The following is a 16,385-nucleotide window of genomic DNA, read 5'->3' on the forward strand; positions in this document are numbered from 1 at the left end:
CATGGATCCGCTGACAGTTCTCAAGACCATGTGGACGCACAAATGGGTCACCATCCCCCTGGTGCTGATCACGGTTTTGGCCTGCGCCTACGGACTGCTGTGGGCTCCACGGAGTTATGAATCCAGGGCCACCTTCGCGCTGGCCATGCCGTCAGTGCCCAGCGAGGAACAACTGCAGGACGATCCGGAGCTCGCGGCCAAGAACGCGGACAATCCGTACCTGCGGTGGCGGGACACCTCCCTGCTGGCCCAGGTGGTGATCGCCCGGGTGAACTCCACCGAGGTGGGTGAGAAGCTCGAGGAACGGGGTCTGGCCTCCGAATTCGAGTTGATGCCTCCGGACGGTACCTCCTCCGGCATGATGAACCTGACCGTGGAGGGGGCAACGCCCGAAGTGGCCACGGAGACCGTGGCCTTCCTGAGCGAGGAGTTCACTCGGATCATGCGCGAGGTGCAGAAGATCAACGAGGCCGATGACCTGTACCTGATCGAGGCGCTGCCCATCAGCGGCCCCACACCGGCGCAGGAGGTGTTCTCCAGTCGACTCCGGTTCACCGCGATCCTGGGCGTTGCCGGGATGGTGCTCCTGTTCGGGGCGGTCTCGCTGGCGGAGTCGATTGCGGCGAGCCGCCGCCGGACTCGGCCTGCCCCGGCCGACGCCGCTGCGGACCGTCATGAATTCCTGGCTGACGATCCGATCATCGATGCCGTCCCGGGCTACCGCTCTCCCCTGGAGGACCGAGTCTTTGCGGACGCCACCACGGGTCCGCACACCGTCGGCCGCTAAGCGAGCCGAGAGCAACGGAGCGTGGTCGTGACCGTGAGGCACGCTGAGAGACGGATGAGGGCCACAGCCACGGCGATGGCTCTCATCCTCGTGGTCACGGCGTGCCTTCCCGCCGGGTCTGAACCGGGTACCGGGTCCAGTGCTGCCCGCGGTCCGCATCTTCCGGAGGGTGTCTCGCTGGAGGAGCCCGATGGCGGCACCGACTTCTTCACGGGGTTTGAGAACGGGCTGCCGTCCGGGCCGGAGTATGTCCCGATCGGCTTGTGGCTTGGATCCGTGACCTCCTCTGAGGAGGCGCTCCAGGAACGGCGGCTTGGACTGAACCTGTACGTGGACCTGTCCGTGGATTCCGGACTGGGATTTCTGGGTGAGGGCCAGTACGCGCTGACCTCGTGGCCCGATCCAGCGGCCAGGGGGGCCGTTCTGGGGGATGAAGTGGACATGTGGGCGGGCCCCGGCCACGGCGCGTGGTCTGGAAACTTCCCCGGCCAGGGCGAGGTATGCGCCGTTCCGGGAACCGACTGCGGATACTCGGTGCAGGACGATCTGGCGGCGAACGTTCCCCCACACACCATGACCTACTCCAACCTCGGCAAGGGCGTGACGTTCTGGCAGACGGATGCGGAGGCTGCCGGGTTCGTCAACGGCGCCCATGATGTGGTGTCCGCGGACAACTACTGGTTCACGGACCCGAACATCTGTGGTGCCCAGGAAGGTGGGACCATGCTGGCGGAGCCCCGGGACCTGACTGATGCGCAGTGCCGCCTGCCCGCCAATTACGGTTGGACGGTGGACCGGGTCCGGTCCCTCGTGGATCCGCACGGTTCAAAGCCGGTCTGGGCGTTCGTGGAGGTGGGGCAGCCCTGGGATCTCGGCACACTGGACCCGCCTGAGGTGGCGCAGATCCGTGCAGCGGTCTGGTCCAGTCTGGTCCATGGAGCCCGGGGCATAGTGTACTTCGGCCACAGCTTCGGTGGGCCGTGTCCGAGCTTCCACGTGTTGCGCGACTGTGGTGACGATCTCGCCAAGGGGATCGCGGAGATCAACGCCGATGTGACGGACCTGGCCCCGGTGCTCAACTCGCCCTCCCTGACGGGCGCGCTCACCGTGGAGGGTGCTGTTGACGCCGTGGTGAAGGCGCACGAGGGTGACCTCTACGTCCTGGCCACCGCAGCCTCACCGGCTCCGGGGGAGGTGTCCTTCCGCCTGGACTGTGTTCGAGCCCCCAGTGGGGAGGATGGTGGCGCCCAACCCGTGACTGAAGCTGCACCTGTGCCTGAAGGGGCCGCCGTCGTGGGGGAGGGCCGTACCGTTCCCGTGGATACCGGCCGTTTCATCGATACCTTCGCCGATGGCAACGCCGTCCACCTCTACCGGTTCACTGGCAACGACTGTGGACTGTGACGGCCCCTCTCAGCGTGGCAGCCCTTCAGGGCGCCGGCTGCTGTCATCGCGTTCCCAGGCGATGGGCGCGGATGAGACACCGGCGCGCGGCTGACGGAGCCGGACCAACCGTGGTGTGGCAGCCAAGCCGGAGTAGGAGAGGGCATCGACCGCGCTGCGGGGGCCTCTGATGGACCGGAACAGTTCCCAGGCCGTTGACGAGGCGGAGGAGGCGGCCGAATCAGCCGGCATATCAGGGGTGCGCCCGCCTGTCGTCTCCTGTGGAGCGGGTCCGGCGGCATCCGAGGGGAACGGCATTCCCCGGGGCGCTGCGTCCACCGGTGCCGGAGCAGAACGCTGTTCGGCCGGGCCCCTGATGTTGCGCGTCAGGACGTTGAGCAGTGACCTGGTCTCACGCGGAGTCTGGACGGGGACCGGCGGCGTGGGGACGATGACCTTCTCCTCGTCAGAGAAGAGACGGTCCACGAAATAGTCGTCGGCGGTGACGTCCGGGAAGGAGCCAAGGCGCTCGTGCCCTTCGCGGGAGAGGGCGAAGACCCCGGCACCCCACAGGGCCTGCTGCGTGCTTGGCAGGCGGCGCCGGGCGCGGTAGTAGGCTCGCACCGGCCAGGTGGCTCCCGAGTCGTCGTAGCGGAACGCCGGGCGTGCGGCCAGCACTGGTGACTCGGACAGAACCTCCAGCACGCGGCGCAGGGCGGTGGGGCTGAGGACGGTGTCGGCGTCCAGGTAGACCCGAGGCCACTGGGTGGCCACCCTGTCCGCGGCATTCAGGGCGGCCGTCTTCGAGGCCACCGGCGCCTCGATGACCTGGACCCCGGGCACGGTGGCCGCCAGCGAAGCCGTCTCGTCCGTGCATCCATTGCACACCACGATCACCTCCACCCGACCGGTCCGTAGTACCGGTTCAAGGGAGTCGAGGGTCCGTCCAATGACAGCGGCCTCATTGTGGGCCGGGATGATGACGGATCCGGTGGGGAACCCACCGAGGACCTTGGCCGGATACCGGGTGGCTGACGGCCCCGGCAGGGCGTCCCACAAGGCCTCGTCCGCCACGATGGCCAGGGTCCTGCGGTGGTCTCGGTTGAAGGAGCGCATCATCTCGTGGAGGACCACGCCGCAGCGGAATACCTCGGCCGTGACGTCGGTGTGGTGTTTCCGGATGTAGCGCACCCGGTTAACGGCCATCAGGGCCTGCAGCTGCGCGGAGGAGCCGGAGCCATTCTCGGCATGGGCCACGGTGGCCGCTGGCTCGTACCAGATCCGGGCACCGGATTCTCGTGCCCGGCGGAAGTAGTCGGTTTCCTCGGAGTAGAGGAAGAATCGTTCATCCCATGCACCGATCCGACGGTCGACGTCCGCACTCGTCATGACGGCGGCCCCGGTGGCCCAATCGATCTCATGGCCGAACTGATAGCTCTCGGGCGCGGCGTCCTGTTCGGCCAGCACCGCGGGACGCTGCGGCCAGCGGCCACCGAAGAGGGCATCGCCGAAGACTGTGCCCAGGCTCGGCTCACGGCGGAGGGACGGCGTCAGGTTCCCCTCCCCGTCCACAATGCGGGGGACCACGACGTCGGCCTCACCCGAGCGCAGCACCTCCAGCATCTCGGAGATAGCACCAGGGAGGACCTCGAGGTCCGGATTCAGCACCAGGATCGCTTCGGCATCTCCAGCCTTTCGCCGAGCGGCGTTGACTCCGGCCGCATAGCCGAGATTGCCGCCTGTCTGGACCTGCACGACATCGGGATGCCGGTTGAGTTCAGCGAGGGTGCCGTCCGTGGAGTCGTTATCCGCCATGACCACCCGGATCCGGAGTGCCTGGGCTTCTTGGCGGAGGCTGGAGATGAGGGCACCCAAGTGGTCCTCGTTGTTGTAGGTCACCACGAGGACGGCTACGTCCACCGGACGGCCCAAGGCCGAGAATTGTCCCGATCTCCCGCCGTTGGGCACGGCAGCCAGTGCTGGATCGGAGCCGGTCCCGCTGGAGGGATGCGTCCGGAGGGGGGAACGGATCGGACCGGCCACGGCAGGCGGTGCCGAGACAGTGGCGGCCGCCGGCAACAGGCTGCTGTGGCGCCGCAGCTGGACCAGTCCAGGTGGATCGTCCAGGAGGTAGCGCTTGGCCAGCCGGCGTGGTTCCCGGGCCAGGCGCCAGGCCCATTCCAGGCCGTGGTCGCTCGCCACAGCGGGAGCCCGCTGGATCGCGTCGGCCAGGAAATCGACCACAGCACCGAAGGCCAACAGGACTGTGGCCCCGGTGGCGGGTCCGTACTTGGAGATCCAGAGTTCCTGGCGGGGCTTGCCCAGCCCGACGATCAGCAGTTCGGGAGCGGCCGAGGCGATGTCCTCTGCCAGCTTCAGGGAAGACTGCTCGTCCGCCAGTTCACTGCGGTCCGGTGACCACATCCCGGCGATCACGAGCCCTGGCCGGGTCGCGATGAGCCGACGGGACAGGAGACGCTGGATCAGATAGGACCCACCCAGGAAGCCCACTGACAGGCCCGCCTTCTCAGCGGCGTCCAGCAACGGACCCACGAGGTCGCTGCCGGCCAAGCGGGGCCAGGAAGCACCCGTGAGCCGGTCAGCCTGCGCTACCAGGGGTGCACCGTCCAGCAGGGTCAGCCACTCCAGAGGGCGGGACTGACCATCGGCATCGGTGTGGGTCGGGTGCAGTGAATCACCCAGGGTGCGGCGCCAGCGGCCACCCTGCCCGAATTGGACGATGTGGTCCAGATTGGCCGAGATGACGGCCAGCGGGTTGCCATCGGCCGGCCGGTGGACGAGGGCATCGATGGCTGCCCGCTCGTCCATCAGGTCGACGACGATGCCGGCCAGGTCTACGCGGGGATGCGGGGGGATCATGGTGTGTTCCTTCGGGAGGCCCGGCTACGGGTCATCTGGACGATTCGGAAGGTCAGGACTCCGGCGAGGGCACCGGTGGCATTGCAGAGGAGGTCACGGAATGTACCCGAGCGTTCTGCGAGGAGGAACATCTGGGCCAGCTCGATCCCCGCCGACAGGAGGACGGCCAGGATCCACACCACGAAATCCGGCAGACCCGATCGACGGATCCTCAGAGTGCGACTGCGACTGCGACTGCGACTGCGGGTACGCGTGCGGCGTCCCCAGAGTCCGGAGAACAGGAAGCCGATGGGAACGAAGAGCAGGACGTTGGCGGCCGCCTCGAGATGACCGAACCGTATCTCGGCGAACCAGCGGGTCTCACTGAACCACTGCAGGAGGGAATCGGCGGCCTGGGGAATGCCCTGGTCGCCGAGGCGTGCCGAGAGGACGAGAGCGGCCAACGGAACCAGATAGGCGAGCAGACCCCAACCGGCCCACCGTCGGTGCTCTGAGCGTGGAGACGCGGATGCCTGCTCGTTCTCCGGGGTGACGTCACGGCGTGAGACAGGGCTGTCCTGGAGGGCCGTCATGAGCGCGTCTTTGGTTTCTCCAGGCGACTCTTCGTTAAGTCAGGCGACTCTTCATTCAGCACTGTCATCACTTGCTCCCGGACGGTACGCACGCCCCAACCGCGATTCGGGTGGGATCCGTCTACGGTCTCCAGCCGGAGGGTAGGCCGGATGCCGGACGTTGGCGTTCAGCGTAGGAAGCAGTCCGGCGGGGGACAACGCCACCACGGGGGCCCGGAGACGAATCGAGAAGGAAACGAGTAGCCGGTGACAGCTCCCACGTGGAGGGCCGGAACCATGCGTGCGTAGACCACCCGATCGTCGCCGACCTCGCCCCCGAATACAGGCATGCATCTCGCTGTGAGGCCAGGGCGGACGGCCATAGTCTGGCTCTGAGATTCCACACCGGCCTCTGCGACCGGTCGCCTGGACCGCGGATTCGGCCAGGACCGACTCAGCATCACGGCGTCAGACCAGCACTCCGAAGGATCCCATGTACATCTCCCTGGCCGGCTTCCGCGGGCCTGACCACGCCGGCCTTGACCATGCCGGGCCCGACCACGCGGACTCTTCTCCCGGTCCCGCCCATGCCGGACCCGACCACGCTGACTCCGGTCCCCGCTCCGGCCGGACCGTCGCCTTCCGGGTGGCACCCACGGTGATCGCCCTGGGCATGGTCAGCCTGCTGACGGACGTCTCCTCCGAATCCGTCGCGGCGGTCCTGCCGCTCTACGTCACCGGCGCGCTCGGACTGTCCATGGTGGCCTACGGATTCCTCGAGGGACTCCACCAGGGCGTGAGCGCCGTGGTGAGGATCGCCGCCGGCTACGCCGCAGACCGGACCGACCAGCCCAAGGCGATCGCGGTGGCCGGCTACGGCCTGTCCATGCTCACGCGGGCAGGGTTGCTCATCGTGCAAGGATTCGTGGGCATCGCCGTGCTGGTGGGGATCGACCGGGTCGGCAAGGGCATCCGCACCGCCCCTCGGGACGCCATGATCCAAGAGGTCTCCCAACCCGATCACCTCGCGCGCTCCTTCGGGGTCCACCGCATGCTGGACACCATCGGCGCCACCATCGGCCCGCTGCTGGCCTTCGTGGTGCTGCTGCTGGTCCCGGAGGGGTACCGCGTGGTCTTCGCCGTCTCCCTCGCCGCCGCCCTGATCGGCGTGGCGGCACTGATTCTCTTCGTCCCCAACGTCCGGTTCAGCAGAACCACCACTTCCACCACGACGCCGGCCGCGGAGACCTCGCCGGTGGCCCGGCCCCGCACGCTCCGGTCCCGCGCACCTCGGTCGCATTCACCCCGGCGCCCGCGGTGGCGCACCCTGGACGGTTCCCTCAAACGGCTCCTGGTGGCCGCGGGCGTCCTCGGCCTGCTCACCGTGGGGGACGGGTTCATCTACCTGGCCATCATGTCCCATGGGCATCTCGATCCACTGTGGTTCCCCCTGCTCTTCGTCGGCACCAACGGCGTCTTCCTGCTGCTCGCCATCCCCGTGGGCCGGATCGCCGACCGCACCTCTCGCGCCGCGGTCCTGATCGGCGGGCACCTGTTCCTGGCCGGGGCGTACCTCGCGGCGGCGATGGGCGGGAGCTGGATCGCGCTCGGGCTGGCCCTGCTGATGCTGGGCATCTTCTATGCCGCCACGGACGGCGTCCTCGCCGCGCTCGCCGGCCAGCTGTCCCCCCAGGGCCGGACGGCCACGGGCATCGGGGCGGCCCAGACCGTCGTCGCGATCACCCGGCTCGTGGCCTCCACCGGTTTCGGGGCGCTGTGGGTGCTGTTCGGTGCCGTGCCCACCATGGTGGGCGCCGCCGTCGTGCTGGTGTTGGTGTTGCCGCTGGCGTGGTGGCTGGTGGTCCGCCGGTGAAGCCGGTGCAGGAGCGGGCAGGCGTGCGGGGAGGGCTGTCCCGGCGCGCGCGGTGGTGGGCGCTGGGGGGCGTGGCCGCCATGTCCCTCGGCGCCGTGGGCGTCTACGGTGTCCAGGCCCTGCAGGACCACCAGGAGCGGACCACGGGTGCCTCGGCCGCAGAACTCGCTGTCTCCCTCCCGGACGGCCCGCATATCACCTTCCGGAACACCGCCTCCGGCGAGGGGTACGGCATGGTGTCCTCGGTGGCCCTGGCCGATCCGGACGGGGCCCGGCAAATCAGTGGTCAGGCCTGCGACCGGGTGGACGTGGCGGGGGAGTACCTGTCCTGCCTGCGGACCCTGCGCGGGATCCCCACCACGTTCGAGACACAGGTCTACGACTATGGCCAGGACCTCGGCGGCAGCCCGGTCACCACGTGGCCGCTGGCCGGGATCCCCAGCCGGACCCGGGTGTCCGACGACGGACTGGTCGCCACCACCGCGTTCGTCACCGGGCACTCCTATGCCGCGGACTCCTTCTCCACCGAGACGACCGTGAAGGGGGCCGGAGATCCGGACGGACGGGACTACGGGAACCTGCAGGACTTCGAGATCACCGTGGACGGTGAACCGCTGACCGCGATCGATCGCAACGTGTGGGGCGTGACCTTCGCCGGCGGTGACCGCTTCTTCGCCACGGTGGCCTCGGGCGGGACGACCTGGCTCATGGAGGGAGACCTTGCGGCGCGGACCATGACCTCCGTGGCGACCGAGGCCGAATGCCCCTCGGTGTCCCCGGACGGCAGCCGGGTGGCGTTCAAGGTCCGCCGGGACACCGGCGGGGACATGGTCGGCGGATCGGGCGTGCACTGGGACGTTGCCGTACTGGACCTGGCCTCGGGGGAGCGCACCGTGATCGAGCTGGAGCGCGGCATCGACGATCAGCTGGAATGGCTGGACGAGGACACCCTGCTCTACGGGCTGCCCCGCGAGGAGGCCGGCTGGGATGCCGACGTGTTCGCACTAGAGGCCGAGGCGGATGCCGAACCCGAGCTGTTCATCGAGCACGCCTGGTCACCCTCGGTGGTCCGGTAGTCCCTGGGCTGGCCGCAGGTGATCGGGACGAGCCGGTACGGGTGCGAATCGCAAGGGTGATAGCGGTAGACCTGGCGAATCGTGTCCCGTGGAGGGCACCGCCACCGGAAAGGTCACCGGACGGCCCCTGCGGGACACTGTCGAGGCGTGCTCTCATTCGGGCAGGTCAGCGATGGGTGGTCCGGTGGGGGTTCCTCTAACGGTGCCTAGGAGACTTCCTGTGGTCGTTCCTCGTCCTCGTCGTCTTGGTCCAGGTGGCCGAGGGTCTCGAAAGGGGATTCGACCTCCCCGCCCCAGGCCTCCATGCCCTCGCGGACCGCGAGGAAGGCGACGACCAGGGCGGCGACCGGGTCAGCCCAGTCCCAGCCGAACAACCAGTTCAGCAACAGACCCAGCAGGACCGTGCCGGAGAGGTAGATACACAGCAGCAGCTGCTTAGCATCGGCCATCACGCTCTTGGAGTCCAGCTCCCGGCCGGTGCGGAACTCAAACCAGGCCAGCGCCGGCATCACGATCAAGCTCAGCGCGGCAATCCCGATGCCCAGCGGGCTCTCGTCCACCTGCTGGGCCCCAGCCAACGCGGAGATTGAGTCGACTGTGACATAGGCGGCCAGGGCGAAGAACGCGATCGCGATCACCTTGACCGTCACCCGCTCCCAGCGTTCGGGGTCCTTGCGGGTGAACTGCCAAGCCACCGCCGTGGCCGAGAGGACCTCCACCACCGAGTCGAGCCCAAAGCCGATCAGTGCGCCGGACGAAGCCATGGTCCCGGCGGTGACGGCCACGATGGCCTCGATGACGTTGTAGGTGATGGTGAACCCGACAATGAACTTCACCCGGCGGTGCAGTGTGGCCCGCCGCTCGGCGGTCACGACCGGGACGCTCATCGGGCACCCCCGCCGCAGCAACCAGTCACCGTGCAGCCCGAATCAATGCACGGGGCTCCGGCGTCCACCGCCAGGGTCGTTTCCACCAACGCCGCCAGCGCTCTGCCCAGGTGCGGGTCGGCGATCTCATACCGGGTCCGGCGGCCCTGCGGCTCGGCCACCACGATCCCGCAATCGCGCAGGCACGCCAGGTGGTTCGAGACATTGGACGGCGAGAGTTCCAGCTCCCGGCCCATCTCCGCGGGGTAGGCGGGTCCGTCCAACAACATCAGCAGGATCCTCGACCGGTTCGGGTCGGCCATCGCCCGGCCCAATCGGTTCATCACGTCAAGACGAGAAGCAATAGTCAGCATGGACTGAACTATACAGCCACGACTGAACAATGGTCTGCACCTGCAGCACGGTCAACTCACATCGCACCTTGTACCCATTCACCTTCAATAGAAAGCCGCCAATTTTCTCTGCGATTCACACGGCAAGGGTTGGAGCGTGAATTGCAGCGGTGCCGGGACTCCCATTTAACGATCCACCACCGTACACACCCGCAGCCGACGTGGGTGAACGGCGGTACGCCGAGGACGCGGACGTCAGGAGTGGGTGCACGGATGGTTATTCTTGCTGCCGATCGTCGTTCGGCGGGCACGGGGCTTGTGTCCTTTGCGGTCCGGGAACCAACCGGGTCGCCAGCCCGGACCCGTCTCGTGCCCCGTCCGGTCCGACGCCCACTAGCCGAGTTCACTGTGAGATGTTCAGTCTTGGGCCAGGAGGGCTTCCAGGCCTGTCGCATCCAGCAGGGTAATGACGTCGGCGTCGACGGTGATCAGCCCGCTGGCGGTGAGCCGTGCCAGGGCCCGGCTCATCGATTCGGGGGTGGTGCCGAGTATCGAGGCGATGTCTTTCTTGCTCAGCCGTAACCGCAGCCGTGGGCTAACGGCTGAAGAGGCTGTAGCAGGCGCGGAGTCTGAGGTCTCGCGCAGCAGGGGTTGGTCCAGTAGGTAGTCGGCGACCCGGACGTCGACCTCGAGGGTGCTCTGTGCCAGACGGCGTTCGGTCTCGGCCAGCCGCTGGCCGAGGTTGCGCAGCATCTGCAGCGCGATGCTGGGGTGCTCGGCCACGAGAGCGGCGAGGTCGTCGTGGGAGAACACGCAGAGGCGTGTCTCGGTCAGCGCTTCGGCCTCCTCGAGCGTGGGGCCACCGGTGAGGAAGCCGTGCTCGCCCAGGGTCTGCCCGGGCCCGGCCACTCGCATCAGGCGCCGGTGTCCGCTGGGCAGGGTGCGGCTGAGCTTGACCTGACCGGTGTGTACCACGGACAGCCGGCGTGATCGTTCCCCGGCTCCGTGCACCAGTTCCCCGGCCGAGAGCACCAGAGGCCGGGCCAGTGCCCCGACCAGGTCCTGCTGGTCCTCAGTGAGTCCGGAGAACAGCGGCACCCGGCGCACGCAGCTGATCTCGTCCCGGTGGATCTCCCGCAGCGGCAAGGTACGCATACTCCTTGATTCTGCCCGGTGGCCGGTGCTCGTCAAGCAGGGACAGGACTCGGCAACAGGTGCAGGGTGCACCGCCGTGCGGGGACTTGACGTCCGTCAAGGCCCCGGATCTGCCTGCTGACTACGGTGAAAGCGTCCATCAGAAACACCGACACCGGAAGGGAGCGGACATCATGACCACCGCCACCACCACCCACACCGTCTTCCGCGCCGAGGGCTTCTCCTGCCCGTCCTGCGTGGCCAAGATCGAAAAGCAGGTCGGCCGGCTCCAGGGCGTCTCGACCGTGAAGGTCCACTTCGCGACCGCCCGCATCGAGGTCGACCACGACGAGTCCAAGACCTCCGTGGACGAGATCGTCGCCGCCATCGCCAAGGCCGGCTACAAGGCCACACCCTCGGCCTTCTGACCCTCCTGTCCGCCCGTGATCACCATCGGTCACGGGCGTGCGGGGGCCCGGACCGCCACCGCGCGGATCAGCCCTCATCCACACACGCATTCTCCAGAAAGGTCGCACTCGCAGTGAACAGGCTCCAGAAGTGGGTCCGCAGCAGTTGGTCCGTCCCCGTGGTCTCGGGCCTGCTCATCCTCCTGTCCTTCGGCATCGAGCGCCTCGGCGGCGGTGCCTGGAACGCGGTGATCGGCCCGCAGTGGTGGATCGACGCCGGCGCGCACGCGCACGGTTCCGGCCACGTCTTCACCCTCGCCAACGCCTTCATGCTGGCCGCGGCGGTCGTGGCCGGCTACGGGATCGTGGTCAAGGCGGTCCGCGCGCTGATGGTCAAGGTGATCGGCATCGACCTGCTGGTGTCCATCGCGGCCATCGGCGCCACCCTCATCGGCAACTTCTGGGAGGCCGCCGCCGTCACCTTCCTGTTCGCCATCGGCCACGCCCTCGAGGCGGCCACCCTGACCAAGACGCGCTCGGCTCTCACCGAGCTGGTCGCCGTCGCCCCGGACACCGCGATCGTGATGCGGGACGGCGAGCAGGCCGAGATCCCGGCCCACCAGGTGCGGATGGGTGAGATCGTGCTGGTGAAGAACGGGGCGAAGGTCCCCGTGGACGGCCAGGTCGTCTCCGGCACCGGCGCCATCGACGAGGCCTCCATCACCGGTGAGTCCATCCCGGCGGAGAAGGCGAAGTCGGACCAGGTGTTCGCCGGCACCGTCTCCCGCGGCGGTTTCCTGCAGGTGCTGGCCACCGGCATCGGCGCGGACACCACCCTGGCCCGGATCATCCACCGCGTGGAACAGGCCCAGGACGCCAAGGCCAAGACCCAGGCCTTCATCGACCGCTTCGCCACCTGGTACACCCCGGCCGTGATCGTGCTGGCGGTGGCCACCTGGCTGCTCACCGGCGACGTGGTGCTGGCCCTGACCCTGCTGGTCATCGGCTGCCCCGGCGCCCTGGTGATCTCCATCCCGGTCGCCATCGTCGCCGGCATCGGCCGCGCCGCCCGCAACGGCATCCTCATCAAGGGCGGCGAGTACCTGGAGACCTCCGCGAAGATCTCGGCCGTGGCCGTGGACAAGACCGGCACCCTCACCGAGGGCACGCCGAAGCTCACGGACATCGTCGTCCTGGCCGAGGACATGGACCGCACCGAGGTGCTGCGCTGGACCGCGGCCGCCGAGGCCGGCTCCGAGCACCCCCTGGCCCGGCCCATTCTGGACACCGCCCGCGAGGCCGGCGTGGGCCCGGAGGGCATCCCCGGGCAGGTCACCCCGGTGCCCGGCAAGGGCATCGTGGCCGACGTCGGCGGTCGGCGCGTGCTGGTCGGCAACCCGCCGCTGCTGGCCCAGTACGGCATCACCGACGACGCCGGCGCCGGGCCGGCCGCTCGGGAGCTCGCCGCCGCGGGAAAGACCCCCATGATCGTCGCCGTCGATGAGACGGTGATCGGCGTGATCGCCGTGGCCGACCAGATCCGCGAGGACGCCCCGGCGATGGTCGACCGGCTGCACGAAGCCGGCGTGCAGAAGGTCGTCATGCTCACCGGTGACACCCGCCTGGTGGCCGAGTCCATCGGTCAGAAGACCGGGATCGATGAGATCCACGCCGCCCTGTTGCCGGAGGACAAGCTGGAGGCGGTGGCGCAGTTGCAGCGTCAGGGCCACACCGTGGCCATGGTCGGCGACGGCGTCAACGACGCCCCGGCCCTGGCCACGGCCGACATCGGCGTGGCCATGGGCGCGGCCGGCTCGGCCGTGGCCGTGGAGACCGCGGACATCGCCCTGATGGGCGACCACCTCCTGAAGCTGCCCGAGTCCATCAGCCTGGCCAAGCGGACCGTGAACGTGATGAAGCAGAACATCGCGATCGCGCTGGCCACCGTCGTGGTCCTGCTGGCCGGAGTCTTCACCGGCGGGGTGACCATGTCCGTGGGCATGCTCGTCCACGAGGCCTCCGTGCTGGTGGTCATCCTCAACGCCATGCGCCTGATGCGCAACGACCACAACTCCACCGCCATGGCCAGGGAACTGCGGACCCCGGCCAAGGACCGCGAGGCGGTGGACGCCTGACGGATTCATCTCGGGGCACGTCACCGGAGCCCTCGGGCCAACACCACTGGAGAACAAGATAGGAAACGGGAAAGGTAAGGACCATGACTGAGAAGCACTTCACCATCGAGGGCAACGTCGAGCACTTCACCATCGCGGACATCGCGCAGGAGAACCAGGACTTCCGCAAGACCATCTGGACCGGCAAGCACTCCCAGATCGTCCTCATGACCGTTCCCGTCGGCGGAGAGATCGGCGACGAGGTCCACGAGACCACCGACCAGATCCTGACCTTCATCTCCGGCACCGGCGAGGCCGATCTGAACGGCGAGACCCACCCGATCGAGGCCGGTGACCAATGCGCGGTGCCCGCCGGCGCCCGGCACAACTTCCGCAACACCGGAGATGAGCCCCTGGTGCTCTACACGATCTACTCGCCGCCAGAGCACGCCGCGGATGCCCAGTACGCCACCAAGGAGGAGGCCGACGCCGCTGAGGCCTCCGGTGAGGACACCCCGCCGCAGGGCTGATCCTCAGCACCCGGCGGCACGGGGCGCCCGTCGAACCGGCGGGCGCCCTGTGTGGTCCAGGCAGACAACCACGTCAGAACAGGGGAACCACCCCCCCAGGGTAGGACGAACCGGCTCAGCCGGGTCCCCACCAGCAGTACGCAAGAGGAGAAGCAGATGTCGAAGGTGTTGGTCTTCACGGACTATGGCGGTCCGGAGCACCAGGAGCTCATCGAGCGCGAGGTGCCCGAGCCGGGCCCCGGCGAGATCGTGATCCAGGTGATGGCGGCCGGCGTGAACCCGGCCGACGCGAAGATGCGCCAGGGACTGTTCGGCACGAAGCGCACGCTGCCTTCGCCGATGGGCCTGGAGGCCTCCGGGATCGTCACCGCGGTGGGCGAGGGCGTGGAGGCCTTCGCCGTGGGCAACGAGGTCCTCGGCAGTCCGGCCAAGGGCCAGGGCACCTTCGCCGAGCACGCGGTGCTGAACGCGGCCAAGACCGTGGCGAAGCCGGAGGAGATCTCCTTCGTGGACGCCGCGGCCATCCCCGTGGCCGGGACGGCCGCCTATGACGTCACCCACCAGGTCGAGCTCGAGCCCGGCCAGTCCCTGCTCATCCTCGGGGCCGGCGGCGGCGTCGGGCTGATGGCAGCCCAGATCGGCACAGTGCACCAGTACAGGGTGATCGGGGTGGCCAGTGCCTCGAAGAGAGAGCTCGTGGAGTCCACCGGGGCCACCTTCGTCGAGTCGGGCGACGGCGCGGCCGACCGGGTGCGCGAGGTCGCCCCGGAGGGCGTGGACCTGGTGGTCGACCTGGTCGGCGGACAGGCGCTGCGGGACATCGCGCCCGTGGCGAAGGATCCCAAGAACGTCATCACCACCGCCGACCCGGCCACCGCGGAAGAGCTCGGCGGAGCCGGCGTGAAACGCACCCAGGAAGCCCTGGAGAAGATCACCGGGGTCATCCAATACGGACTCGTCGATCCGAACGTGGGCCAGCGCTTCAGCCTGGCCGACGCCCAGGAGGCGATGGCCGCCGTCGAGGGCGGCCACACCGCCGGCAAGGTGGTCATCGAACCATGAGCCACGACCACCACCACCTCCGGTCCGGAGCCGGGGCCGGTGCCGATGGACCGCGCACGGATCGGTCAGGTGTTGACCAATCTGCTGGCCAACGCCCTGCGCCACACCCCGGCCGGGGGCACCATCACCGTGCACACCAACAACACCCCCGACGCGGTGACGATCACCGTCACCGACACCGGGGACGGGATCGCCACCGAGCACCTGCCGCACGTGTTCAACCGCTTCTACCGGACCCACACCGGCCGCGAGGCCGGCCCCGGCTCCGGACTGGGTCTGGCGGTCTCCCAAGCCTTGGCCCACGCCCACGACGTTCACCTTGTCCCTGCCCCACGCCTTAACGTTCGTCGGGGCGACGCCCCGGTCTTAGGAAGGGCTCACTGACACCCTCCCGCAAGCGGATCGGCATGCGGCACTGCCTGGCGTCAATCATTCGTTCTGCCAGCGAGTCTCGCCGTCCTCGACCACGGATGTCGGGTGTAGACCCTGCTTGCGGGCGATGGCCGCTGACGCCGCGTGGTCGGGGTGGATGTAGGCAACAAAGCGGTCGACTCCAGTCGCCATCAGCCAGCCAATCATTGAGGCTGTGGCCTCAGTGGCGAGGCCGCGGCCCTGGAATGCTGGCGAAATCACCCAGGCGATGTTGGCCTCGAGCTCATCCGCGCGACGCTCGACGGTGGCCTGCACATATCCGACAGCGCGCCGCGAATCATGGAGGGCGACGACCCAGTTCAGCCACCACTGCGTGTTGTCGTCAGAATGGCCCAACGTTTGCACTCGGTAGAGCCTTTGCAACTGCTCCAACGTCGGCGGCGTGCCGCCGGTGAACTCGTATATCGATGGGTCGGCCAGCACAGGCAACATCTCTGGGGCGTGCTGGACGGTGAGTGGGTCGAGATCGACGCGCGTCGACTCGATCGGCTCGATGGCAGGCCAGTTCATGGTCCGATCCTCGCACGGTGTGAGGTAGGCGCGATGACACCGTGCGAGAAGGCGACTTGCTTCAGTTAGGGAACCACTTCCGGCGCAACGACGTCAGCTAGGCAGAAGAGCCCCCGCGTTCCGATCGGGGATCCCTCATCGGGATGGAGCCGCTCAGTCGTCGTAGAGGAACCCAGTATTTGGGTCGATTCCTGCAAGAAATCCTCGGATCGCTTCCTCGTGATGCTCGCTGAATCGCGTTACCTCAGCGGAGCTTCCGATAGTGAACCCGTACCCCGCATGCGGTCCAGTCACCCAGTCGTAGTCATAGGTCCGGAGATCTCGACGCCTGACCAGGAAGGTCTCTCCATCAACGATCACGACCTGACTCATGCCAACACCTTCCACCAGCACCGATTTGTCCTAGGCGTAGGGTGGAATCTAGACG

Annotated in this window: 16 protein-coding genes; 9 read left to right on the top strand and 7 right to left on the bottom strand. The window is 68.1% G+C overall.

Going from position 1 to position 16,385, the window contains the following annotated elements:
• Window position 1 precedes the first annotated feature (1 nt).
• Together C8E99_RS00885 and C8E99_RS00890 are read left to right on the top strand one after the other, a co-directional pair.
• Complete coding sequence (locus tag C8E99_RS00885; RefSeq protein WP_115930687.1) at window positions 2-787, top strand: YveK family protein; 786 nt, start codon at window positions 2-4, stop codon at window positions 785-787.
• A gap of 54 nt (window positions 788-841) precedes the next feature.
• On the top strand, window positions 842-2,191 hold the full coding sequence (locus tag C8E99_RS00890; protein WP_211308964.1) for a hypothetical protein: 1,350 nt from the start codon (window positions 842-844) through the stop codon (window positions 2,189-2,191).
• A gap of 9 nt (window positions 2,192-2,200) precedes the next feature.
• Here C8E99_RS00890 and C8E99_RS00895 read toward each other — a convergent pair whose 3' ends face one another.
• Window positions 2,201-5,050, bottom strand: a complete 2,850-nt coding sequence (locus C8E99_RS00895; RefSeq protein WP_115930688.1) for a WecB/TagA/CpsF family glycosyltransferase — start codon at window positions 5,048-5,050, stop codon at window positions 2,201-2,203.
• The gene (locus C8E99_RS00900; RefSeq protein ID WP_115930689.1) at window positions 5,047-5,622 is read right to left on the bottom strand and encodes a VanZ family protein; all 576 of its coding nucleotides are present in this window, start codon (window positions 5,620-5,622) and stop codon (window positions 5,047-5,049) included. Before C8E99_RS00900 ends, C8E99_RS00895 begins: the two co-directional genes overlap by 4 nt.
• A 472-nt stretch (window positions 5,623-6,094) precedes the next feature.
• Here C8E99_RS00900 and C8E99_RS00905 point away from each other — a divergent pair, with 472 nt between their 5' ends.
• Together C8E99_RS00905 and C8E99_RS00910 are read left to right on the top strand one after the other, a co-directional pair.
• Window positions 6,095-7,474 (top strand): MFS transporter, encoded by a 1,380-nt coding sequence (locus C8E99_RS00905; protein ID WP_211308965.1) that lies wholly within the window; start codon window positions 6,095-6,097, stop codon window positions 7,472-7,474.
• A complete protein-coding gene (locus C8E99_RS00910) occupies window positions 7,471-8,550 on the top strand; it encodes a TolB-like translocation protein (protein WP_245952011.1) in 1,080 nt (359 codons plus the stop codon). The genes C8E99_RS00905 and C8E99_RS00910 overlap by 4 nt, the downstream gene beginning before the upstream one ends.
• A gap of 206 nt (window positions 8,551-8,756) precedes the next feature.
• On the opposite strand, the gene C8E99_RS00915 is transcribed toward C8E99_RS00910, so the two are convergent.
• The 3 genes from C8E99_RS00915 to C8E99_RS00925 all read right to left on the bottom strand — a co-directional run bounded on the left by C8E99_RS00915 (window position 8,757) and on the right by C8E99_RS00925 (window position 10,924).
• Window positions 8,757-9,437, bottom strand: coding sequence for a cation efflux transmembrane domain-containing protein (locus C8E99_RS00915; protein ID WP_115930690.1), 681 nt, complete (start codon window positions 9,435-9,437; stop codon window positions 8,757-8,759).
• Entirely contained in the window at window positions 9,434-9,790 is a 357-nt protein-coding gene (gene cmtR, locus C8E99_RS00920; RefSeq protein WP_115930691.1) for a Cd(II)/Pb(II)-sensing metalloregulatory transcriptional regulator CmtR, read from the bottom strand. The genes C8E99_RS00915 and cmtR overlap by 4 nt, the downstream gene beginning before the upstream one ends.
• 396 nt (window positions 9,791-10,186) lie before the next feature.
• Window positions 10,187-10,924, bottom strand: a complete 738-nt coding sequence (locus C8E99_RS00925; protein WP_115930692.1) for a Crp/Fnr family transcriptional regulator — start codon at window positions 10,922-10,924, stop codon at window positions 10,187-10,189.
• A 173-nt stretch (window positions 10,925-11,097) separates the two neighbouring features.
• Between C8E99_RS00925 and C8E99_RS00930 the strand changes: the two genes are divergently transcribed.
• The 5 genes from C8E99_RS00930 to C8E99_RS00950 all read left to right on the top strand — a co-directional run bounded on the left by C8E99_RS00930 (window position 11,098) and on the right by C8E99_RS00950 (window position 15,400).
• Entirely contained in the window at window positions 11,098-11,331 is a 234-nt protein-coding gene (locus C8E99_RS00930; RefSeq protein ID WP_091697476.1) for a heavy-metal-associated domain-containing protein, read from the top strand.
• Window positions 11,332-11,444: 113 nt separating this feature from the next.
• Window positions 11,445-13,445 carry a heavy metal translocating P-type ATPase gene (locus C8E99_RS00935; RefSeq protein ID WP_115930693.1) on the top strand — a complete coding sequence of 667 codons (2,001 nt, stop codon included), beginning with the start codon at window positions 11,445-11,447 and terminating at the stop codon, window positions 13,443-13,445.
• A gap of 83 nt (window positions 13,446-13,528) precedes the next feature.
• A complete protein-coding gene (locus C8E99_RS00940) occupies window positions 13,529-13,954 on the top strand; it encodes a cupin domain-containing protein (protein WP_091697155.1) in 426 nt (141 codons plus the stop codon).
• A 156-nt stretch (window positions 13,955-14,110) separates the two neighbouring features.
• Window positions 14,111-15,016, top strand: a complete 906-nt coding sequence (locus C8E99_RS00945) for an NADP-dependent oxidoreductase (RefSeq protein WP_115930694.1) — start codon at window positions 14,111-14,113, stop codon at window positions 15,014-15,016.
• Between the two features lie 45 nt (window positions 15,017-15,061).
• On the top strand, window positions 15,062-15,400 hold the full coding sequence (locus C8E99_RS00950) for a sensor histidine kinase (RefSeq protein ID WP_115930695.1): 339 nt from the start codon (window positions 15,062-15,064) through the stop codon (window positions 15,398-15,400).
• A gap of 45 nt (window positions 15,401-15,445) precedes the next feature.
• On the opposite strand, the gene C8E99_RS00955 is transcribed toward C8E99_RS00950, so the two are convergent.
• Window positions 15,446-15,958, bottom strand: coding sequence for a GNAT family N-acetyltransferase (locus C8E99_RS00955; protein ID WP_115930696.1), 513 nt, complete (start codon window positions 15,956-15,958; stop codon window positions 15,446-15,448).
• A 153-nt stretch (window positions 15,959-16,111) separates the two neighbouring features.
• Window positions 16,112-16,330: a hypothetical protein gene (locus tag C8E99_RS00960; RefSeq protein ID WP_115930697.1), complete on the bottom strand. Its 219-nt coding sequence runs from the start codon at window positions 16,328-16,330 to the stop codon at window positions 16,112-16,114.
• Window positions 16,331-16,385 lie beyond the last annotated feature (55 nt).

Origin of the sequence: Citricoccus muralis, assembly GCF_003386075.1 — a bacterium.
Classification (GTDB): Bacteria; Actinomycetota; Actinomycetes; order Actinomycetales; family Micrococcaceae; genus Citricoccus; species Citricoccus muralis.

What these genes read in the sequence shown, in the direction of transcription:
- cmtR (WP_115930691.1), bottom strand. Translation starts at nt 9,790, where the DNA reads ATGCTGACTATTGCTTCTCGTCTTGACGTGATGAACCGATTGGGCCGG.
- C8E99_RS00925 (WP_115930692.1), bottom strand. Translation starts at nt 10,924, where the DNA reads ATGCGTACCTTGCCGCTGCGGGAGATCCACCGGGACGAGATCAGCTGC.
- C8E99_RS00905 (WP_211308965.1), top strand. Translation starts at nt 6,095, where the DNA reads ATGTACATCTCCCTGGCCGGCTTCCGCGGGCCTGACCACGCCGGCCTT.
- C8E99_RS00930 (WP_091697476.1), top strand. Translation starts at nt 11,098, where the DNA reads ATGACCACCGCCACCACCACCCACACCGTCTTCCGCGCCGAGGGCTTC.
- C8E99_RS00955 (WP_115930696.1), bottom strand. Translation starts at nt 15,958, where the DNA reads ATGAACTGGCCTGCCATCGAGCCGATCGAGTCGACGCGCGTCGATCTC.
- C8E99_RS00945 (WP_115930694.1), top strand. Translation starts at nt 14,111, where the DNA reads ATGTCGAAGGTGTTGGTCTTCACGGACTATGGCGGTCCGGAGCACCAG.
- C8E99_RS00950 (WP_115930695.1), top strand. Translation starts at nt 15,062, where the DNA reads ATGGACCGCGCACGGATCGGTCAGGTGTTGACCAATCTGCTGGCCAAC.
- C8E99_RS00895 (WP_115930688.1), bottom strand. Translation starts at nt 5,050, where the DNA reads ATGATCCCCCCGCATCCCCGCGTAGACCTGGCCGGCATCGTCGTCGAC.
- C8E99_RS00960 (WP_115930697.1), bottom strand. Translation starts at nt 16,330, where the DNA reads ATGAGTCAGGTCGTGATCGTTGATGGAGAGACCTTCCTGGTCAGGCGT.
- C8E99_RS00900 (WP_115930689.1), bottom strand. Translation starts at nt 5,622, where the DNA reads ATGACGGCCCTCCAGGACAGCCCTGTCTCACGCCGTGACGTCACCCCG.
- C8E99_RS00885 (WP_115930687.1), top strand. Translation starts at nt 2, where the DNA reads ATGGATCCGCTGACAGTTCTCAAGACCATGTGGACGCACAAATGGGTC.
- C8E99_RS00915 (WP_115930690.1), bottom strand. Translation starts at nt 9,437, where the DNA reads ATGAGCGTCCCGGTCGTGACCGCCGAGCGGCGGGCCACACTGCACCGC.
- C8E99_RS00940 (WP_091697155.1), top strand. Translation starts at nt 13,529, where the DNA reads ATGACTGAGAAGCACTTCACCATCGAGGGCAACGTCGAGCACTTCACC.
- C8E99_RS00890 (WP_211308964.1), top strand. Translation starts at nt 842, where the DNA reads ATGAGGGCCACAGCCACGGCGATGGCTCTCATCCTCGTGGTCACGGCG.